We start from the raw sequence: 18,079 nt of genomic DNA, 5'->3' as shown, positions 1-18,079 counted from the left end.
AAGTGTTTCCCGTGAGTACGGGGATGAACCGGCAGCGGGAATGGCCAGGCAAACCATAGCCAAGTGTTCCCCGTGAGTACGGGGATGAACCGACTGGAACAGTGCGCCGTTCCCGGCTAACCTAGTGTTCCCCGTGAGTACGGGGATGACGATTGCAACAACTCTGCATGCTCCGTGTAGGTGTCCCCCTGTTTTCTACTGCATGGTATAGAGAGATTGATTTCATACCATCGACTTTTATAGCTCAATCACAGTATTCACCTGATTTCATTTGTATAGTTCGGCTTAAGATGATTGATTGTGGTGCGGTGATGCCAACTTATTTCCAATATTGGGGAAAAGCCAAACGCGATCCTGAGCAGCCCGGTGCAGATTATCATTTACTTCCGTACCACTGCCTGGATGTTGCCGCGGTCGGCTACTTGTTGCTGGATCCGAACAAACCGCTCACCCAGGATTTGGCCGACTTTCTGGAAGTGACTCCCGAACAGCTTCGTGGTCTCTGGGCTTTTTGTCTGGCACTGCACGATCTGGGGAAATTCGCAGCGGCGTTTCAGTTGCTTTCTCCTGCAGGTTATATCGCTTTGCAGGATCCAAAGAAAGCTAAAGGCTACGACGGCAAAGCATTTCGTCATGACCGGATGGGGCTGTACTTCTGGGAGGAGCGCAAAAAGGACATCACGGCAAGTTTATTCGGTGATACAGTCTGTGCCCCAAACGAATTAAAACGAGCTGCAGGGACGCTGATGATTCTGATGGATTGCGTGCTGGGTCATCATGGGCAACCTGTGAGCCATCAGGAAACGCGGACCATCAAACGCTTTACTGAACCACATAATCTGGATGATGCACATCAGTTCATGCTGGATGTCATCGAACTGTTTCAACCGGCTTTGCCGCTGGAAAAATTCCTGTCCAAAACGTGGCGGCAACGCTTGAAACAGGTGAGCTGGCAGTTTGCAGGACTGGCCGTACTGGCCGACTGGATAGGTTCAGATCAGAATTTTTTTAAATACTGTGACGAACCAATGCCATTGAATAATTACTGGCCAGAGGCATTATTCCGCGCCCAGAAAGCGCTCGCAAATACCGACCTAAACCAGCAACCTCAGATACGGCCTTTCCTCTCTGTTCATGAACATTTCGGGTTTAACCCAACGCCTTTGCAGGCGTGGGCTGAAACTGTCCCCATTCGCCAGACACCACAGCTCTTTATTCTGGAAGATGTCACCGGTGCCGGGAAAACAGAAGCGGCACTCACATTAACCCATCGCCTGATGCAGTCGGGCGTGGCTGATGGTTTCTATTTTGGTCTGCCGACGATGGCAACATCTAACGCCATGTTTGATCGGGTTGCCGATCATTATCTTCAGATGCTGGCGCTGGAAGACGGGCAGCAACCCAGCATTGTGCTGGCACACGGTGCACGGGAGATGAACGAACGCTTCCGGGAAGCCGTGCTCGTTTCTGGCCCGGCCGATGCCGATTATGATCGCCGCGATCACACGGCCACTGCGCAGTGTAACCAGTGGCTGTCGGACTCACGCAAGAAAGCTTTATTGGCCCCTGTGGGGGTTGGCACCATTGATCAGGCATTACTGGCGGTGTTGCCCCGGCGTCACCAGTCGCTGCGTTTACTGGGGCTGAACCGGAAGGTCCTGATCTTCGATGAAGTCCATGCGGCTGATGAGTATATGTTTGAATTGCTGGAAAGTCTGCTGACGCTGCATTTCCATCAGGGCGGTTCGGTCATTTTACTGACGGCGACATTGTCACAAAAGCAGCGTCAGCGCCTGAGCAATGCCTGGCTGAAAGCGGCTGAACTGCCTTGCCGACCTTTGCTGAAAACCGAATTCACCGATTACCCACTGGCGACACACATTACTTCTGATTCGGTGTTACCCATTCAGGAACAGAAGTTGGCAAGCCGCGCATCGGTGAGTCGGGAAGTGACCGTTGTTCATCGGACCAGTTTTGACGAATGCCTGCAAACCCTGTTTCGTGCCGTCGAGGCCGGACAGTGCGTGGTGTGGGTGCGTAATACGGTGAATGATGCATTGGAAGCGTTTGACGCGGTATGCAGCCGGATGGCGAATCCGGACGACTGCCTGTTGTTCCACAGCCGGTTTGTGCTGGCCGATCGTAAGAGAAAAGAAGACCGGGTGCTGGCGACGTTCGGCAAAAAGGCTAACGCAGCTGATCGCCGGGGCAAAGTGCTGATTGCCACTCAGGTTTTTCAGGAAAGTTTAGACGCTGATGCCGACGTGATGATCTCCGATCTCTGCCCGATTGACGATCTGATTCAGCGTACCGGGCGTTTACATCGCCATACCCGGAATGCATCGGGTGAATATCAGCAAGATTGCCAAGATGCCCGACAGCCGCCTGTGCTCTATCTCCATGCGCCGGATTGGGACGACACACCCGAAGCCGACTGGCTGAGCCGGGGTTTTCAGCAAACCCAGTCCGTTTATCGATCGCCCGGCCGTTTATGGTTGGGATTACGCAAGCTGCGTCATCTGGGCGCGATCCGTATGCCGACTGAGGCGCGTGAGCTGATTGAAGCGGTTTACAGTGACGCATCGCTGGCACAGATCCCGCCCTCCATGCAGCTCATGGAAGATGATCATTACGCGAAAGCGCGGGGGATCAGTGCGAAGGCAAAATCTGTGCTGATTGACTGGCAGCAATATGGTTATTGTGAACGCAGTGCGAATGGTTGGTTTGAAGATATGACAGAAATCAGCACCCGCTACAGCGACAGGGAAACGGTTGAAGTGCTGCTTGTTCGTGAAACGCCAGCAGGGGCACTGGTTCCCTGGGTGGATGACGATCGTTTTGCCATTGCACTCAGTACCGCCAAGGTGGCAAAAACGACCTATGCCGACAAACTGGCACCGGTGCCCGAACATCTGCAACATGCCGTAGAAGCGCTGCAACAGCGCTACCGGCAGGTTCAATTCATGACGGTCTGGCTGCCGGAGCAAGACCCGAATTTTACCTATCACGCAACAACAGGTTTTTGTGAACGTCAGACACAGGAGGTGTGATGAACTTAGTTCACGATGCATGGCTGCCATTCAGGCTTCAGGATGGCAGTTCAAAGAGTCTTCCCATCACAGCGATTTGCGATCCTGAGATAGTGGATTTCTTTCTGCCAAGGGCAGATTTTCAGGGGGCGGCGTATCAGTTTGCTATCGGGCTGTTGCAAACTGTCTTTGCACCGGAAGATCAAGAACAGTGGGAAGAATTTTTTGAAGCGCCACCCGATGCTGAGACTTTGCAACAGGCGTTTGACAAGGTTGCTCACGCATTCAACGTGACTGGGGATGGTCCGCTGTTTATGCAGGATTTTGACCTGCTGGAAAGTGCCAAGCCAACCACAGTGGCCGGACTCTTGATTGAGGCGCCCGGCGGGAATGGCATTAAGCTGAATACGGATCATTTCATTAAGCGCGGTGTGGGTGAAGTGATGTCACTGGAAATGGCGGCACTGGCTCTGTTCACCTTGCAGATCAATGCACCGGCTGGTGGGGTCGGGCACCGGGTCGGGCTACGTGGCGGCGGCCCGCTTACCACTTTGGTCATGCCAGCACAGGTGTCGGCAACGTTGTGGCAGAAGCTGTGGCTCAATGTGATTAATCGCGAGACGTGGCGTTACGATGAACCTGATTTGCACGATGGCTCCGTATTTCCCTGGCTGGCACCAACCCGCACCAGTGAGAAAAAAGGTAGTGAAATTTACGCGCACGATGTGCATCCGCTTCACATGTACTGGGCGATGCCAAGGCGAATCCGGCTGGATGTTGAAGAGAAAACCGCAATCTGTCAGATTTCCGGTGAATCTGCGGCACAAACGGTCTCTGTCTATCGCACTCAAAACTATGGTGCGAACTACAGCGGGACTTGGTCGCATCCGCTCACGCCTTACAAATCCAACCCGAAAAAGCCGGATGAGGAGCACTTGTCAGTGAAAGGCCAGCCGGGCGGGATTACTTATAAAATCTGGGACAGTCTGACACTGAGCAGTGCTCAGGAAGGGCTGCATTGCGCTCAGGTCGTCAGTCATTTTTATGAATTAGGGTATGACTGCCGGGAAATGATTGGCGATTATCCGCGGCTGTGGGCCTTTGGCTACGACATGGACAACATGAAAGCCCGTGGCTGGTATGCCAGCGTGCTGCCTTTGTTCTCGCTCGAGCCCGAACAGCAGGCAGATTTGGTGCAGCAGGTGAAAACATTGCAAAACCTGGCTTCCAATGCGCTTTGGCAATGCCGGACCCAAGTCAAAGCGGCCTGGTTTGATAAACCCGGCGAGGCCAAAGGTGACACTGCCTTCATTGATCTGGCGTTCTGGCAGCAGAGTGAATTGGCTTTTTATACCGCGGTTCAGCAGATGGTTGAAAATGCCGCGCAGGATGAATCTGATTTATCACCGCTGCAGGCCAAAGACTGGTTACTGGCTTTACGCCGGGTTTGTCTGGACTTGTTTGACGATTATGCACTGTCGGAACTGGGGAATGAACGTTCCATGGCAAAACGGATTCAGGCTCGTCGGGCGTTAGCAGGCTGGTTATTTGGCGGGAAAGAAATCAAACGTTTTATCACGGATCATCACATCGAATTTAACAAGGAGACTGCTTGATGATGGATGAGGCTACAAAAAATGTTGTGCATCGCTGGTGGCAGAGCATGTATCTGTCACCCGCACAGCTTCAGGAAAAGGGCATTGCCCCGGCTCCCAGCGGTCAAAAGGCACAGCTGAAGCGCTGTGAGTCGGCTGATGCAGCCATGATGTCACCCGGTTTTCGGGTGCTCTGGGAACGGTTGCCGGAAGATATTCAGGCGCCAGAGAACGCGGAATCTTATGAATGCTGGGCGACAATTGCTGCGGCTTTGGTGCATGTGAAAACGGAAACCAGCATCAATCTTGCCACGGCGGCAGGCATGAAAGGTGAAGGGGATAAATCCGTGGTGAGTGAACTGCGTTTTGCTCAGTTGCAGAGCGCTAAAACACCGGATGAGTTTTTGCGCCGTCTGCGCCGGACCTTGCAGCAGGTGGGCGGCCAAGTGTCCGTGATCAAACTCGCAGAAGATATTGAGCACTGGTATCGGGAACATACGGGTTTTCGCCCGCGCCAAGCCGATAAACGCATCAGCGTGAAATGGGCAATGGACTATTACCGCGCCGCCTCAGGCAAATAAATCAAATTCAGAAAGGGACCACATCATGAGCCAATTTATTCAGTTACACCTGCTGACCTCTTATGCGCCATCCAACCTCAATCGAGACGACTTAGGTCGCCCGAAGACCGCTAAAATGGGCGGGTTTGATCGTCTGCGTGTCAGTTCCCAAAGCCTGAAGCGTCACTGGCGCACCTCTGATCTGTTTGAGCAAGCGATGCAGGGAGAACTGGGTATTCGCACGAAACGATTCGGTCATCAGATTTTTGAAGCCCTGACGGCGGGCGGTGTGAAAGAAAAAGACGCCGAAGCCTGGGCAAGTTCGATTGCGGGTGTATTCGGTAAAGGGAAAAAAGATGCGCTTGAAATAGAACAGCTTGCCCATATCAGCCCGGCGGAACAGGATGCGGCGTTGTCGCTGGCTGCGGTGCTGGCGGCTGAAAATCGAGCGCCTAACTCAGATGAGTTGAATTTATTGAAAGCAGAGCAAACTGCGGTTGATATTGCCCTGTTTGGTCGAATGCTAGCCTCTAGTCCGGCGTTTAATGTCGAAGCTGCCTGTCAGGTCGCCCATGCGATTAGTGTGCACAGCGTGGTGGTTGAAGATGATTACTTTACTGCGGTGGATGATCTGAACAGCGGTAAAGCGGATGCTGGTTCCGCGCATATCGGTGAGCAGGGCTTTGCTGCTGCTCTGTTCTACAGTTATATCTGCATTAACAAAACATTGCTGGTTGAAAACCTGGGCGGTGATGAAACACTGGCAAACCGGGCGATCCGTGCCCTGACTGAAGCCGCTGTGAAGGTGTCACCAACCGGGAAACAAAACAGCTTTGCCTCCCGTGCGTATGCCAGTTTTGTGCTGGCAGAGAAAGGGGAGCAGCAACCGCGTCAGTTGTCCGTTGCTTTCCTCAAGCCTGTGCAAGAAGATGATCAGGGTGAAGCGGCTGTGAGCGCGCTGGTTACGCAAGCAGAGAAATTTGATCGCGTGTACGGCGACTGTGCAGATGCACGCTATTCGCTGAATGCCTTTACCGGAGAAGGTTCACTGGCTGAATTGCTGAGTTTTGTGGCGGAATAAACCGGAGGCAGGATGAAGAACTATTTGGTTTTTCGATTATACGGCCCGTTGGCGAGCTGGGGACAAGCTGCGGTGGGCGGTGACCGCCCGACCGGGATTCAGCCGACCCGTTCAGCAATTCTTGGCTTGTTAGGTGCAGCGCTGGGGATCCGGCGAGAGGATGAAGCCGGGCTGAAAGCGTTGCAGTACAGTGTTGAAGTGGCCGTGAAACAGACCACGCCCAGCACCTTGATGCGGGATTATCACACGGCGCAGGTACCTTCACAGAGCAATAAAGTGGTGCACCGTTCCCGTAAAAGCGAACTCAGTGAAGACAAACTCAATACCGTGCTGTCGAGCCGGGATTACCGCTGTGACGGGCTGTGGATCGTTGCGGTGTCGCTTACCGATAAGGCAAGTATCAGTCTGGTTCAGTTGCAGGCTGCGTTGCTCAAACCGGTATTCACGCTGTGTCTGGGGCGGAAATCTTGTCCGCCAGCCTTACCGCTGATGCCAAAAGTTATCGAAAACCGATCGCTGAAAGATGCGTTGGACACGTCATTTCCGGCTTTGACCCGCTCAGAGAAAGAAGATGCATTCTGGTTGGGTCATACCGGCCGGGTGACCTATTTCTGGGAAGGGGATAAGCATGCGATTGAAGACAAGCGTGTACTGACGGTGCACCCTTGGGATGAACCGGTCCATCGCCAGCGCTGGCAGTTCCGGCAGCGGGCTATGTATCAGTTGTCGGTTTCTGAAGTGGCTGGATCCGAATTGCATGGCTCTGAAGAAACAGGGAAGGAGGATGGGCATGTATCTGTCTAAAGTGACGCTTGTTTCGTCGGGACAGGCTGCGGCGCTGTTTGCCCGGTTCGGCGGCAATGGTGCTTATTCAGGCCATCAGATGTTATGGCAGCTCTTTACACACGCAAGCGATCGCCCTTTCCTGTTCCGGGAAGAAATCGGGTCAGGCGGACGACCTGAATTTTATGTATTGTCTCAGATTGCGCCCACGCAAGATCTGCCGGTTTTTCTGGTTCAGACCAAGGTGTTTTCCCCTCAGATTCAGACCGGACAGCGGCTGGCCTTCAAGTTGCGGGTGAACCCGACCATTTGTGTGACGGACGAACAGGGTAAAAGCCGCCGTCACGATGTGATGATGCATGCGAAATATCAGATAAAGCAGCCCGGTAAAACCGAACGGGAAGCAGAAAAAGCGCTGATGATTGAGGCAGCACAGCAGTGGATCTGCGATGAAAAACGCTTAGCCACCTGGGGTATTCAACTGGATGTGCTACCGGAGATTGAGCGCTATACCCAGCATAAAAGTCAGAAAAAATCTGGCCGCCCGGTTCAGTTCTCTAGTGTGGATTTTCAGGGCATCCTGACGGTCACAGATCCGGAACGTTTCCTGGCTCAGTATTCGCAGGGCTTTGGGCGCGCTAAAGCGATGGGGTGCGGGCTGATGCTGATTCGTTCAATTTAGACGAGCTTTCAGGGCCATCATAATCATGGCCCTGTGTTTTGACAGGGAGGTGAAATGGCTTTTATTCCGCTGAAACCGATCCCGATTAAAGATCGCAATTCGATGATTTTTGTCGGGATGGGACGGATAGATGTCCGCGACGGGGCTTTTGTGGTGATCGATGAAGTCAATGGCGAGCGGATGCATATCCCGGTCGGCTCTATCGTGTGCATCATGCTGGAGCCGGGCACGCGGATCAGTCATGCTGCTGTCAAACTGGCCGCTACAACGGGGACTTTGCTGATTTGGGTGGGGGAAGCAGGTGTCCGGTTGTATTCCGTTGGTCAGCCGGGTGGGGCAAGGAGTGACCGCTTACTGTATCAGGCGAAACTGGCTCTGGATCCGGACTTGCGGTTAAAAGTGGTGCGGAAAATGTTTGAACTGCGTTTCGGCGAACCGGCCCCAGAACGGCGCAGTGTGGAACAGTTACGCGGCATTGAAGGTTCCCGCGTGCGGCAGACCTATCAAATGCTGGCAAAGCAGTATGGTGTCGACTGGAAAGGCCGCAATTACGATCCGAACGATTGGGCCAGAGGGGATGTGGTCAATCAATGCATCAGTGCGGCGACGTCCTGTCTGTATGGGGTCACTGAAGCTGCGATTCTGGCAGCCGGTTATGCGCCTGCGATTGGCTTTATTCATACCGGGAAACCGCTGTCATTTGTCTATGATATTGCGGATATTTTGAAGTTTGAAACCGTGGTGCCGATTGCCTTCAAAATTGCTGCGAAACAACCCCGATCGCCGGATCGAGAAGTCCGGCTGGCCTGTCGCGAACTCTTTCGTTCCGACAAGGTGCTGAGGCGGTTGATTCCATTGATCGAGGAGGTGTTGAGTGCTGGGGAAATTGAACCACCACTGCCGCCGGAAGATGCACAGCCGCCAGCAATTCCTGAGCCGAAGTCGATTGGCGATGCCGGACACAGGAGTAAATAGTCATGAGTATGCTGGTGGTTGTCACCGAAGCGGTGCCGCCCAGATTGCGGGGTCGACTGGCCGTTTGGCTGTTAGAAGTGCGCGCCGGTGTGTATGTAGGGGATGTGTCGCGCCGGGTGCGTGAAATGATCTGGGAACAGGTGACTGAACTGGCCGAAGACGGCAATGCCGTGATGAGTTGGGCAACCAATACCGAGTCGGGATTTGACTTTCAGACTTACGGCGAAAATCGCCGTGAACCCGTCGATATGGATGGCTTACGCCTCGTACTGTTCAAGCCGGTTGATGCCTCAGATGCGTAGTTTTCAAAGGTGAAAAGTCTGGTAGAATTTTTGAGGTGAGAAAAGTCTATATAGAACAATGATCTAAAATTAGAGTGTTCCCCGTGAGTACGGGGATGAACCGCGCTTTTTCTCCAAAGTTAAACGCTTTATCTGGTGTTCCCCGTGAGTACGGGGATGAACCGTTAAGGTCACTGAAGCGCCGCCAGTGGTCATTGTGTTCCCCGTGAGTACGGGGATGAACCGGTAACCGACCGCATTGTGGACTTTCACCACCGGTGTTCCCCGTGAGTACGGGGATGAACCGGACTCGGCGGCGATCCCAGCACCGAAAAACAAGTGTTCCCCGTGAGTACGGGGATGAACCGCTAGGATCTGTGTTATTTTCGGCCAGGACTCAGTGTTCCCCGTGAGTACGGGGATGAACCGTGATTGTTTTATCTTGGATGTACCTGCTGTAGGTGTTCCCCGTGAGTACGGGGATGAACCGCAAAATAGGCATATCAACGCCTCCCCATGACGGTGTTCCCCGTGAGTACGGGGATGAACCGCAGCTGATCGGCACAGCAGCCCCCATGGTCGGGTGCTCCCCGTGAGTACGGGGATGAACCGTTTAATGACGCCTGGGCCGACACTCAACAGGTGTGTTCCCCGTGAGTACGGGGATGAACCGCTCAGGGTCAAATGCCGGCCGCTATCAAATTCGTGTTCCCCGTGAGTACGGGGATGAACCGCCCTGAGTTCTGGGGCTGCTGTATAGTGCGCAGTGTTCCCCGTGAGTACGGGGATGAACCGCCTGGGCAATACAAGGGCATGGTTCAGATTGAGTGTTCCCCGTGAGTACGGGGATGAACCGCTGAAAGAGCAGAGCTTTGCGGATTACCTCGAGTGTTCCCCGTGAGTACGGGGATGAACCGTCTTTCCGGTCTTTGGGCGCCATCTTGTTCGGGTGTTCCCCGTGAGTACGGGGATGAACCGAGCGTAACGCCTCTGGGAAATGGGAAAAAAAAGTGTTCCCCGTGAGTACGGGGATGAACCGGGCCAGCGCATTTGTCCATTCCGTTACGCTATGTGTTCCCCGTGAGTACGGGGATGAACCGAGGTATCCGGCGACAAGAGCGATCTTGATATGGTGTTCCCCGTGAGTACGGGGATGAACCGAGTAAATCGGGCATTGGCCTAACGTTCCATTAGTGTTCCCCGTGAGTACGGGGATGAACCGCGTTGAGGCTAGGAGTTAGGCGCAAGAAAATAGTGTTCCCCGTGAGTACGGGGATGAACCGCCACGCCGCATTTAAACCAGTCGCAGGAAACGGTGTTCCCCGTGAGTACGGGGATGAACCGGGCAAAGGCAACCCGGGTGTGCTGGCGGCCATGTGTTCCCCGTGAGTACGGGGATGAACCGCGGGACGGCGACCACCCAGACCAGCACCTGGGGTGTTCCCCGTGAGTACGGGGATGAACCGACAGTCAGTTTTTAGAGACCCGAACCTTTCAAGTGTTCCCCGTGAGTACGGGGATGAACCGCTGACCCTGCGCCACCTGTGTATGGCCGTTAGGTGTTCCCCGTGAGTACGGGGATGAACCGATTTGGTTAGATACCTAATGCTATTGTGAATCGTGTTCCCCGTGAGTACGGGGATGAACCGATCAGGTGCTTGTATGTTTCGCGCGATACAAAGTGTTCCCCGTGAGTACGGGGATGAACCGGTAGGGAAAGGCCGCAAACTTACTTTAAAAATGTGTTCCCCGTGAGTACGGGGATGAACCGAACTTGGCCGAGACTTTCCCCAGCGCTTGCAAGTGTTCCCCGTGAGTACGGGGATGAACCGTTTGCAAACCCTAACCAGGGCGAGTGCCAGATGTGTTCCCCGTGAGTACGGGGATGAACCGAGCGCACTGAAATAGCCGTGATGGCTGCGATAGTGTTCCCCGTGAGTACGGGGATGAACCGAAAATCTCTGGTCTGAGGGCTGATAAAAAACAGTGTTCCCCGTGAGTACGGGGATGAACCGTGCTGAGTGCATCAGGGCGAGTTTCAGTATCAGTGTTCCCCGTGAGTACGGGGATGAACCGTTCGTTACCAGCTGAATACGTCCGCAGTATCGCTGTTCCCCGTAAGTGTGAGGATTAATCGACCGGAGCAACTTTGTTGTCATAGTTCAGGGTTATTAGGGTTACTTCATTTGACCGATGTCAAGAGGTAGAGTTATTATAACTCTAGGTGAAATGCATAGAGAGGAGCAGTGAAAAGCAGAGACTTAATTAAAGAGCTGGAAGCAGCAGGTTGGGTGTTGGTCAGAGTGAAAGGAAGTCATCATCAATTTAGACACCCAAGCCATAAACTGCCGCTAACGGTTCCCCACCCGAAAAAGGATTTAGGAGTGGGGTTGGTAAAAGCCATTAAGAAACAGGCGGGACTGTAAAGCCCGCTTAATTTCTGTGATTCATTGTTGAAGGAGATCTTATGTTGTATCCAATTGCAATCGAAATAGGCGGTTCTGATGACACTCATGGTGTGGTTTTTCCTGATTTGCCAGGCTGCTTCTCTGCCGGCGATACATTGGAAGAGGCCATGGCAAATGCTAAAGAAGCGGCTCACTTGCACTTAGAGGGATTGGCTGAGCATGGTGATATGCCGCCGAAGCCAAGAGCTTTGTCAGACTGGCAGAGTGATGCTGAATATGAGGGCTGGGTATGGGGTGTTGTTGAAATTGATATCGAGCCTTATTTGGGGGGAGCGATAAAGAAAAACGTTACCTTGCCCAGGCTGCTACTGAAGAAAATAGATGACCGGGTAAAGGAAAATCCGAAGTACAAAGATCGTTCGCATTTCTTGCAGATTGCAGCCGGTCATGAGTTGGAGCGTTAAACGCGGATAGCTTTTATCTGTGGGTGATCCTAAATTCAGGACAGTCCCAAAAATCTCGCTTAGTCAGTACATGCCTGATGCTGAACCGTTCCGAAGCACAGCAGTTGCTTCAGCCCAAGCAATCCCCACACCAGGGAAAAATTCATGGATGAATTTTCAGGTTGTCGGCGCCGGGAGCGCCTACAACCGGCCCGGACAACACCAGAGAACAAAAGGCATTTCTGGGTACTCTTTTGGCCTAAAAAGAGTATCTGGCACGCATAAGAATATGCTGAGTGGGGCGCTGAGTTTGAAGCGTGACATACCGCGATATGCAAATTTCCCCCTGTGTTATCAGATGAGAGCACAAGGGGAAAGTGGAGAGTTAAGCTTAACGCTTTGGATAAAGATCTAGCTGCGTAAGCACATGCCTGATGCTAAATGGTTCCGAATACTGGGCCTGAATTTTTAAGATTTCAGACTTTTCGATCCCTTCCAGTCGATCAGAAAATGTCACATCCAGAGGAGTTAAGATTTCTTCGTAGTCACTGTTCAACTCGCTATTGTTATCGTATTCAATCGCAGCGCGAAGCCGTTCGGTTTGTTCTGCGGTGCAAATTCTTTGGTTGTAATTATACAAATAGCCAATGACAGATTTCTTGCTTTCCTCGGTGAGTGAATCAAACCATGTATTGTCAGGAAAATCGGCTGTATTAGCACGAGCGATATCAGCGCAATGCTCATATTGAGCATCCCATCTTTTAGCCGCCCCTGTGCTATTGACAGAAGATTGTGCGCAACCAGTAAAGCCGGTAAGCACAAAAATGAGGGTAAATAATCTACTTAGCTGCTTCTGAGACACGCAATCATGCTCTCTTATATTATTTATGCAACAGGCAATAGTTAATTAAAGCCTGCTCAATATTCTGCTTCTGAGTCAGGAAGACGTCACCGAAAATGATGGTGCTCTCTTGCGTTTCAATGACGCGGTAAAGCAAACGAAAACCGTCATTGTTGTATTCCCTGAATAGGGTTATTCCAAGATCCAGCAAGGTCTGTGAAATTGGGGCGGCGTAAGGTGTTGAGCCTACTAAATTTTCGAATTTATCTATCGTTTTCTCTAGCCTGTTCAATACTTGCGACTCACTGGTATGTGGTGCTAAGTGGTCGATGACATCTTCAAAGGTGTTTGCAAAAGTGTCGGTATAATTAATCTGTACTGGCTTGATCATTATCACTTTTCTCTGAATTAGCACGACGTTTAGCCAGTTTTTGTTTGAAGTCCGAACTGGGCATTACACGGCCATTGTTCGCGTCATCAACCGAGAAGGACAACAGTTTCATTAAGGCAACTGCTTCATCGCGTTTTTTTCTCTCTTCATAGGATTCAATCACATAGGCTGGTTTCCCGTTCTGCGTGATCGTCATGGGTTCATCAAGCGGCAGATTCGCTGCGTGCTTTTTGAGATAGCTGATGGTTTCCACTTTCATGGTTCTCTCCTGCCTTGCGTATGGTTTCTCAGATGTAAACACACCTGAAGACTAGCATAAAGCTAAATTTAGTCCATATTCAGGCCATTGTGGCGGGTGTTCCTTTCTGGCCGCTCGGCGAACGTCACATCCAGCGGGGTTAAGATTTCTTCGTCGCCACTATTCAACTCGCGATTGTTGTCACATTTGATAGCAGAGCGAGAAGTACCGCGTTTACTTCAGCTCAAGCAATCCCCACACCAGGGAAAAATTCATGGATGAATTTTCAGGTTGTCGGCGCCGGGAGCGCCTACAACCGGCCCGGACAACACCAGAGAACCAAAAGGCATTTCTGGGTACTCTTTTGGCCTAAAAAGAGTATCTGGCGCGCACAAGAAAATGCTGAGGTGTGCTCTGAGGTTACGCGCGACATACCACTACATATCCCTGCGTTACCAGATGAGAACATAGAGGTTAAAACGCTTTGGGTAAAAATCTCGCTGAGTAAGTACATGCTTGCTGCTAAACGGTTCCGAAGTACCGCGTTTACTTCAGCTCAAGCAAACCCCACACCAGGGAAAAATTCATGGATGAATTTTCAGGTTGTCGGCGCCGGGAGCGCCTACAACCGGCCCGGACAACACCAGAGAACCAAAAGGCATTTCTGGATACTCTTTTGGCCTAAAAAGAGTATCTGGCGCGCATAAGAAAATGCTGAATGGGGCGCTGAATCTAGGCGCGACAAACCAATACACACCACCTAAACCCACCATAATAAAATGCTATCGTCACCACAAAAATTTTTTGTGTTGTGCGCCCAATTTTTTATTGCGTGGAAAAGGTGATGACTTTACTATCGCGCCGCTTCTTGATGATAGCCAATCCGAGTACATCACAGCTGATATTGTGGCAAGGCGATAGAGCAACTATCCAAGAGTGACTTTGACTGCGCTTGTGCGCTTTTTTTGACGCTCCACTTTTCATCATCGCGGATGAAAAGTGCTATCGATTGTTGGAGGCCAGCTATGGCTCATGCTCACTCTGTATTAGATTTTCATTCTTTCACCGCTCAGACTCTTGCGGCTGACGAGGTTCAATTGATTGAATCTTCAGTGGCACAGTTCGGTGCGCCGTTATTACTGCTCGATTGCGATGTGATTCGCCAGCAGTACCGTGCGCTCAATAATGCGTTGCCTAATGTGACCCTTCACTTCGCGCTCAAGCCGCTGCCGCACCCGGCTGTGGTGAGAACTTTGCTGGAAGAAAGGGCCAGTTTTGATCTGGCGACCAGCGGCGAAGTGGATCTGGTGGCGCAGGAAGGCGTACCTGCCGAGCGCACTATTCACACCCACCCGATTAAGCGTGACGCTGATATTCGCGACGCGCTGGCGTACGGCTGCACTGTGTTTGTGGTGGATAACCTGAACGAGCTGGCGAAGTTCAAACCGTATCACAACGACGTTGAATTGCTGGTGCGTCTGAGTTTCCGTAACGCTGAGGCCTTTGCTGATTTGTCGAAGAAGTTTGGCTGTTCACCGGAGCAGGCGCTGACGATTATTGAAACGGCTCAAGCCTGGAATATCCGTATTAAAGGCCTGTCGTTCCATGTGGGATCACAAACCCTGCATCCGCAGAAATACGTTGATGCGATCCGCACTTGTAAGCAAGTGATGGAGCAGGTGGTGGAACGTGGTTTACCGGCGCTGAGCACGCTGGACATTGGCGGCGGTTTTCCGGTTTCTTACTCGCAGCAGGTGATGCCGATTGACCAGTTCTGTGTGCCGATTAACGAGGCGCTGAACGAACTGCCTGAAACGGTTCAGGTGCTGGCAGAACCGGGCCGCTTTATTGTGGCGCAGTCGGTCACCAGTGTCGCGTCCGTGATGGGGCAGGCTGAGCGTGATGGCCAGATGTGGTATTACCTGGACGACGGGATTTATGGTTCGTTCAGTGGTTTGATGTTTGACGACGCCCAGTATCCGCTGGTGACTCTGAAGCAGGATGGTGAGTATGCGCCGAGTGTACTGGCCGGCCCGACCTGCGACAGCATTGATGTGATCGCTGAAAATATCATGCTGCCGAAACTGGATAACGGTGATGTGATCATCGGCCGCATGATGGGCGCTTACACCAGCGCGACCGCGACCGATTTTAACTTCTTTAAACGTGCGCAGACGGTATTGCTCAATGAGCATGACCAAAGCTGCGAACGTATGATTGGCTGATGGAATCAGTAAGCCCTCACTTCGGTGGGGGCTTTTTCTTTGCGGCTTGTTCTACGCGGTTAGATACAGAGAATGGCGGTGCAATCGCTCATCGAAGGCTAAGTCTTGCCTTTTTGATGCTCTTCATTTTCAAGCGCTTTGCTGGTGATTTCCTGATACAGCCCGATAAGGCTCGTGACCAGGTTTTGCCACTCGGGGTGGCGCTCAACAATAGGCATGATGCGCTGAGCATCTTCGAAGACTTCTTTCAGAAATTGAATATCATGTTCATTCAGGGTTTCACCATTGTCTACCCGCTTTTTCATGGCTAATGCTCTGGGTAAACGCTGAGATTCCAGGCGCACAGCCAGAGCCTGTAAAATCCCCGCCTCTTTTTCTTTGTTATCCATAGAAGTACCTGCAAATCGACAGAACAGATGACTTGAGTGTAGTCGCTGATTTTGGGGAGGGCATGCTGGCGATTGCTTTGCCGGCTGGCACAAGGATCGTGAGGTATTCACAGACAATTTAAGGTGAGCGCCTTGCTCGCTGTTTACTGATATGCTGATTGTGATGACAGAGACGAGGACACATTATGAGTGATCAAGTTTTATCGCTGGTACTGGCACTCAATACTGAGTTGCCGGATCGTGATGCGCAGATTAACGCGGCGGTGAAGTCGGCGGAAAGTGAGTTTCAGCCATTGCTTCATCAACTGGCCTGGACGGATGATCGGCACATGAGCATTGTGCCGGATTCGATGACGATAAAAGACATTGTTATTGCGGGAACAAAGGTCACTGTGACAGTAGATTTTAACTGGTCGATCTTTGAGGCTTGCCTAATTGTGGATCATGTCTCAAAGAACGAAGCAAAACTGCAGTTTGAACTGGTGGACGATTCGCTGGTGATGAACCAGACATTTCCGCCGCGCTGGCGTTACGACCAATAATCATGGATGTCATCTGAGGCCGATTATTTGGCACGGTTCAAAATCAGCGTTCCTGTTGGTGCGTGTGGGGCAATGAACCAGGGGCGGGGCATGATATCCAGACCCAGGTTGCGATCATACTTGGATTCAATGTCAAGCAAGGGGGTGTAGGTGTCCATTTCGCTCTGGCTGGTGTAAACCAGTACATAGTGAACCGGAGGATGGTACAAACTGAGAGGCAGGGTGATTTCGAGTCTATCCGGCTCCTGATAGGAGAAAGGGCGGTAGCGATAGGCTGTCAGGCTGTCGATCAGCAGGAAATCTTCGGTATAAAACTGCACTTGAGGGGCAAAGACAGTCTGGCTGACGAGGCTTGTCAATATCAGATCTTGCCGTCTGAGGTGAGGGGTGAGTTTTATCAGTTTGACGAAACTGCGTCCGGACGATAGTTCTGCGATCACATCATCGCGCGAGAGGGTAAAAAGCACGGGTAATTCATCGCAGCAGTCCAGCGAAGGTAATTCCCTCACGACGGTAAACAATCTGGTCGCTGAGTCTAAGTGCTGACGTGCATTTTTTGATTCAGTGACACTGATATTGGGCACGCCATTGACCGTGTTGGGACTAAAGCCGTCTGTCAGCGAACAACTTGTTAATATCAGTGCCAGTAAGCAAGCAGGCAGGAAGCGCATATTGGCCTCAGTAGTGTTTTACCACCATGTTTCAAACATAGCATCTGCTGCTGCGGTTGATGGTGTTCAGCGCGACAAGCCGCTGGTAAAGCCAGCCGTCCTTTTCCTCACACTTTCATTTTCGTATTGCATGTCTTGCAGCGGTAGATTGCACGGCAGGTAAACTTTTCCCATAGTGTTCGTTTCACACGGTAGAGCATTGGATTATCGCAACACATTGTTCCCTCAGATCTTTCAACAGAGACGGATGCCGCCAGTGTAATCCGTCACCTTACTTATCAGTGTGACAGATATCACATCGGTTTTCTTGGTGACATAAAGCTGACTGCTACGTGACGTTAAATTGACTTTGCGTAGCGGTTTTTTGCTTCTTAGACTTTTGAAACAAGACATTGCGTATGAAGTATCGGGACTGTGTAAGCAGGGTAAGCAGGGTAAGAGGGAAGAGGACAGGAAGTGTTCAGGCGTTCGTTCAGGCGTTAATGGGAGCTTTGCTCCCATTGAAAATGAATGGTAAAGCTCAAAAGGAGGGGAACTCAGAAGGCCGGAATCTGATTGATGCAGCGTTAGACTTTCGTTTTCTTGTTGCAGTTTTTACAAAGGTAGATGGCTTTACAGGTTAATCGTTGCCAGATGGCGCGTTTAACCCGCATTAAATCAGGGGAATCACAACACATTTTTTTTCCTTTTTTCGTGTGTTTTTTGACGACCAACAGATTGTAATGCACATCGTTGCTCAATGGAAAGTGATATTGCTCGCAAAAACCTGTGGTTGGACATAGTAATGGCGTTGAATGTAGGGGTTTTTGACGTTGAAGTTCAGGGGATTAGTGGCGTGTGACGAATTTTTGACGAGACGCAGGTATAAAAAAGGTTCATCTCGGATTAGCGGGAAACAGATACGAAAAACGGTTGGATAAGTTATCGTGTAATCGCCAAACAACA

Annotated in this window: 17 protein-coding genes and 2 CRISPR repeat arrays (1 of these 19 cut by a window edge); of the genes, 12 read left to right on the top strand and 5 right to left on the bottom strand. The window is 51.5% G+C overall.

Annotation, left to right across the window (positions count from 1 at the left end; genetic code table 11):
* A CRISPR array of direct repeats spans positions 1-153; the repeat unit is 29 nt; unit sequence GTGTTCCCCGTGAGTACGGGGATGAACCG (it extends 1,953 nt beyond the left edge of the window).
* A gap of 158 nt (positions 154-311) precedes the next feature.
* The 10 genes from cas3 to Q4491_RS08995 all read left to right on the top strand — a co-directional run bounded on the left by cas3 (position 312) and on the right by Q4491_RS08995 (position 11,858).
* Entirely contained in the window at positions 312-3,050 is a 2,739-nt protein-coding gene (cas3, locus tag Q4491_RS09040; protein WP_303456728.1) for a CRISPR-associated helicase Cas3', read from the top strand.
* Positions 3,050-4,645, top strand: a complete 1,596-nt coding sequence (casA, locus tag Q4491_RS09035) for a type I-E CRISPR-associated protein Cse1/CasA (protein WP_303456725.1) — start codon at positions 3,050-3,052, stop codon at positions 4,643-4,645. Before cas3 ends, casA begins: the two co-directional genes overlap by 1 nt.
* Positions 4,645-5,205, top strand: coding sequence for a type I-E CRISPR-associated protein Cse2/CasB (casB, locus tag Q4491_RS09030; protein WP_303456722.1), 561 nt, complete (start codon positions 4,645-4,647; stop codon positions 5,203-5,205). Before casA ends, casB begins: the two co-directional genes overlap by 1 nt.
* Positions 5,206-5,230: 25 nt before the next feature.
* Positions 5,231-6,265 (top strand): type I-E CRISPR-associated protein Cas7/Cse4/CasC, encoded by a 1,035-nt coding sequence (cas7e, locus tag Q4491_RS09025; RefSeq protein ID WP_303456719.1) that lies wholly within the window; start codon positions 5,231-5,233, stop codon positions 6,263-6,265.
* A 12-nt stretch (positions 6,266-6,277) separates the two neighbouring features.
* A complete protein-coding gene (cas5e, locus tag Q4491_RS09020) occupies positions 6,278-7,069 on the top strand; it encodes a type I-E CRISPR-associated protein Cas5/CasD (protein WP_218387129.1) in 792 nt (263 codons plus the stop codon).
* Entirely contained in the window at positions 7,056-7,730 is a 675-nt protein-coding gene (cas6e, locus tag Q4491_RS09015) for a type I-E CRISPR-associated protein Cas6/Cse3/CasE (RefSeq protein ID WP_303456717.1), read from the top strand. Before cas5e ends, cas6e begins: the two co-directional genes overlap by 14 nt.
* A gap of 54 nt (positions 7,731-7,784) precedes the next feature.
* Entirely contained in the window at positions 7,785-8,705 is a 921-nt protein-coding gene (gene cas1e, locus Q4491_RS09010) for a type I-E CRISPR-associated endonuclease Cas1e (protein ID WP_218387133.1), read from the top strand.
* A gap of 2 nt (positions 8,706-8,707) precedes the next feature.
* Positions 8,708-9,007 carry a type I-E CRISPR-associated endoribonuclease Cas2e gene (cas2e, locus tag Q4491_RS09005; protein ID WP_218387134.1) on the top strand — a complete coding sequence of 100 codons (300 nt, stop codon included), beginning with the start codon at positions 8,708-8,710 and terminating at the stop codon, positions 9,005-9,007.
* A 74-nt stretch (positions 9,008-9,081) separates the two neighbouring features.
* Positions 9,082-11,123: direct repeats of the CRISPR family, unit length 29 nt; unit sequence GTGTTCCCCGTGAGTACGGGGATGAACCG.
* A 109-nt stretch (positions 11,124-11,232) separates the two neighbouring features.
* Positions 11,233-11,412, top strand: coding sequence for a type II toxin-antitoxin system HicA family toxin (locus Q4491_RS09000; protein WP_218386760.1), 180 nt, complete (start codon positions 11,233-11,235; stop codon positions 11,410-11,412).
* 41 nt (positions 11,413-11,453) lie between these two features.
* Positions 11,454-11,858 (top strand): type II toxin-antitoxin system HicB family antitoxin, encoded by a 405-nt coding sequence (locus Q4491_RS08995; RefSeq protein ID WP_303456705.1) that lies wholly within the window; start codon positions 11,454-11,456, stop codon positions 11,856-11,858.
* A gap of 370 nt (positions 11,859-12,228) precedes the next feature.
* Here the strand turns inward: Q4491_RS08995 and Q4491_RS08990 are convergent, their stop codons facing one another.
* From Q4491_RS08990 to Q4491_RS08980, 3 genes are read right to left on the bottom strand one after another with little or no spacing between them, the layout of a single operon-like run.
* Positions 12,229-12,699, bottom strand: a complete 471-nt coding sequence (locus Q4491_RS08990; RefSeq protein ID WP_303456702.1) for a hypothetical protein — start codon at positions 12,697-12,699, stop codon at positions 12,229-12,231.
* A 19-nt stretch (positions 12,700-12,718) separates the two neighbouring features.
* Entirely contained in the window at positions 12,719-13,069 is a 351-nt protein-coding gene (locus Q4491_RS08985; protein ID WP_192014508.1) for a type II toxin-antitoxin system RelE/ParE family toxin, read from the bottom strand.
* Positions 13,047-13,328, bottom strand: a complete 282-nt coding sequence (locus Q4491_RS08980; protein WP_303456699.1) for a type II toxin-antitoxin system Phd/YefM family antitoxin — start codon at positions 13,326-13,328, stop codon at positions 13,047-13,049. Before Q4491_RS08980 ends, Q4491_RS08985 begins: the two co-directional genes overlap by 23 nt.
* Positions 13,329-14,332: 1,004 nt before the next feature.
* Here Q4491_RS08980 and Q4491_RS08975 point away from each other — a divergent pair.
* The gene (locus Q4491_RS08975) at positions 14,333-15,532 is read left to right on the top strand and encodes a type III PLP-dependent enzyme (RefSeq protein ID WP_303456697.1); all 1,200 of its coding nucleotides are present in this window, start codon (positions 14,333-14,335) and stop codon (positions 15,530-15,532) included.
* Between the two features lie 98 nt (positions 15,533-15,630).
* On the opposite strand, the gene Q4491_RS08970 is transcribed toward Q4491_RS08975, so the two are convergent.
* Positions 15,631-15,921: a hypothetical protein gene (locus Q4491_RS08970; RefSeq protein ID WP_192014505.1), complete on the bottom strand. Its 291-nt coding sequence runs from the start codon at positions 15,919-15,921 to the stop codon at positions 15,631-15,633.
* A 185-nt stretch (positions 15,922-16,106) separates the two neighbouring features.
* Between Q4491_RS08970 and Q4491_RS08965 the strand changes: the two genes are divergently transcribed.
* On the top strand, positions 16,107-16,463 hold the full coding sequence (locus tag Q4491_RS08965) for a hypothetical protein (protein ID WP_192014504.1): 357 nt from the start codon (positions 16,107-16,109) through the stop codon (positions 16,461-16,463).
* A gap of 23 nt (positions 16,464-16,486) precedes the next feature.
* Here the strand turns inward: Q4491_RS08965 and Q4491_RS08960 are convergent, their stop codons facing one another.
* A complete protein-coding gene (locus Q4491_RS08960) occupies positions 16,487-17,134 on the bottom strand; it encodes a MalM family protein (RefSeq protein ID WP_192014503.1) in 648 nt (215 codons plus the stop codon).
* Positions 17,135-18,079: the final 945 nt, after the last annotated feature.

It is taken from the genome of Photobacterium sp. 2_MG-2023, from assembly GCF_030547675.1.
GTDB lineage: Bacteria > Pseudomonadota > Gammaproteobacteria > Enterobacterales > Vibrionaceae > Photobacterium > Photobacterium arenosum.
Note: the sequence above shows the minus strand (reverse complement) of the source record. Positions and strands in the feature narration are given on the sequence as shown.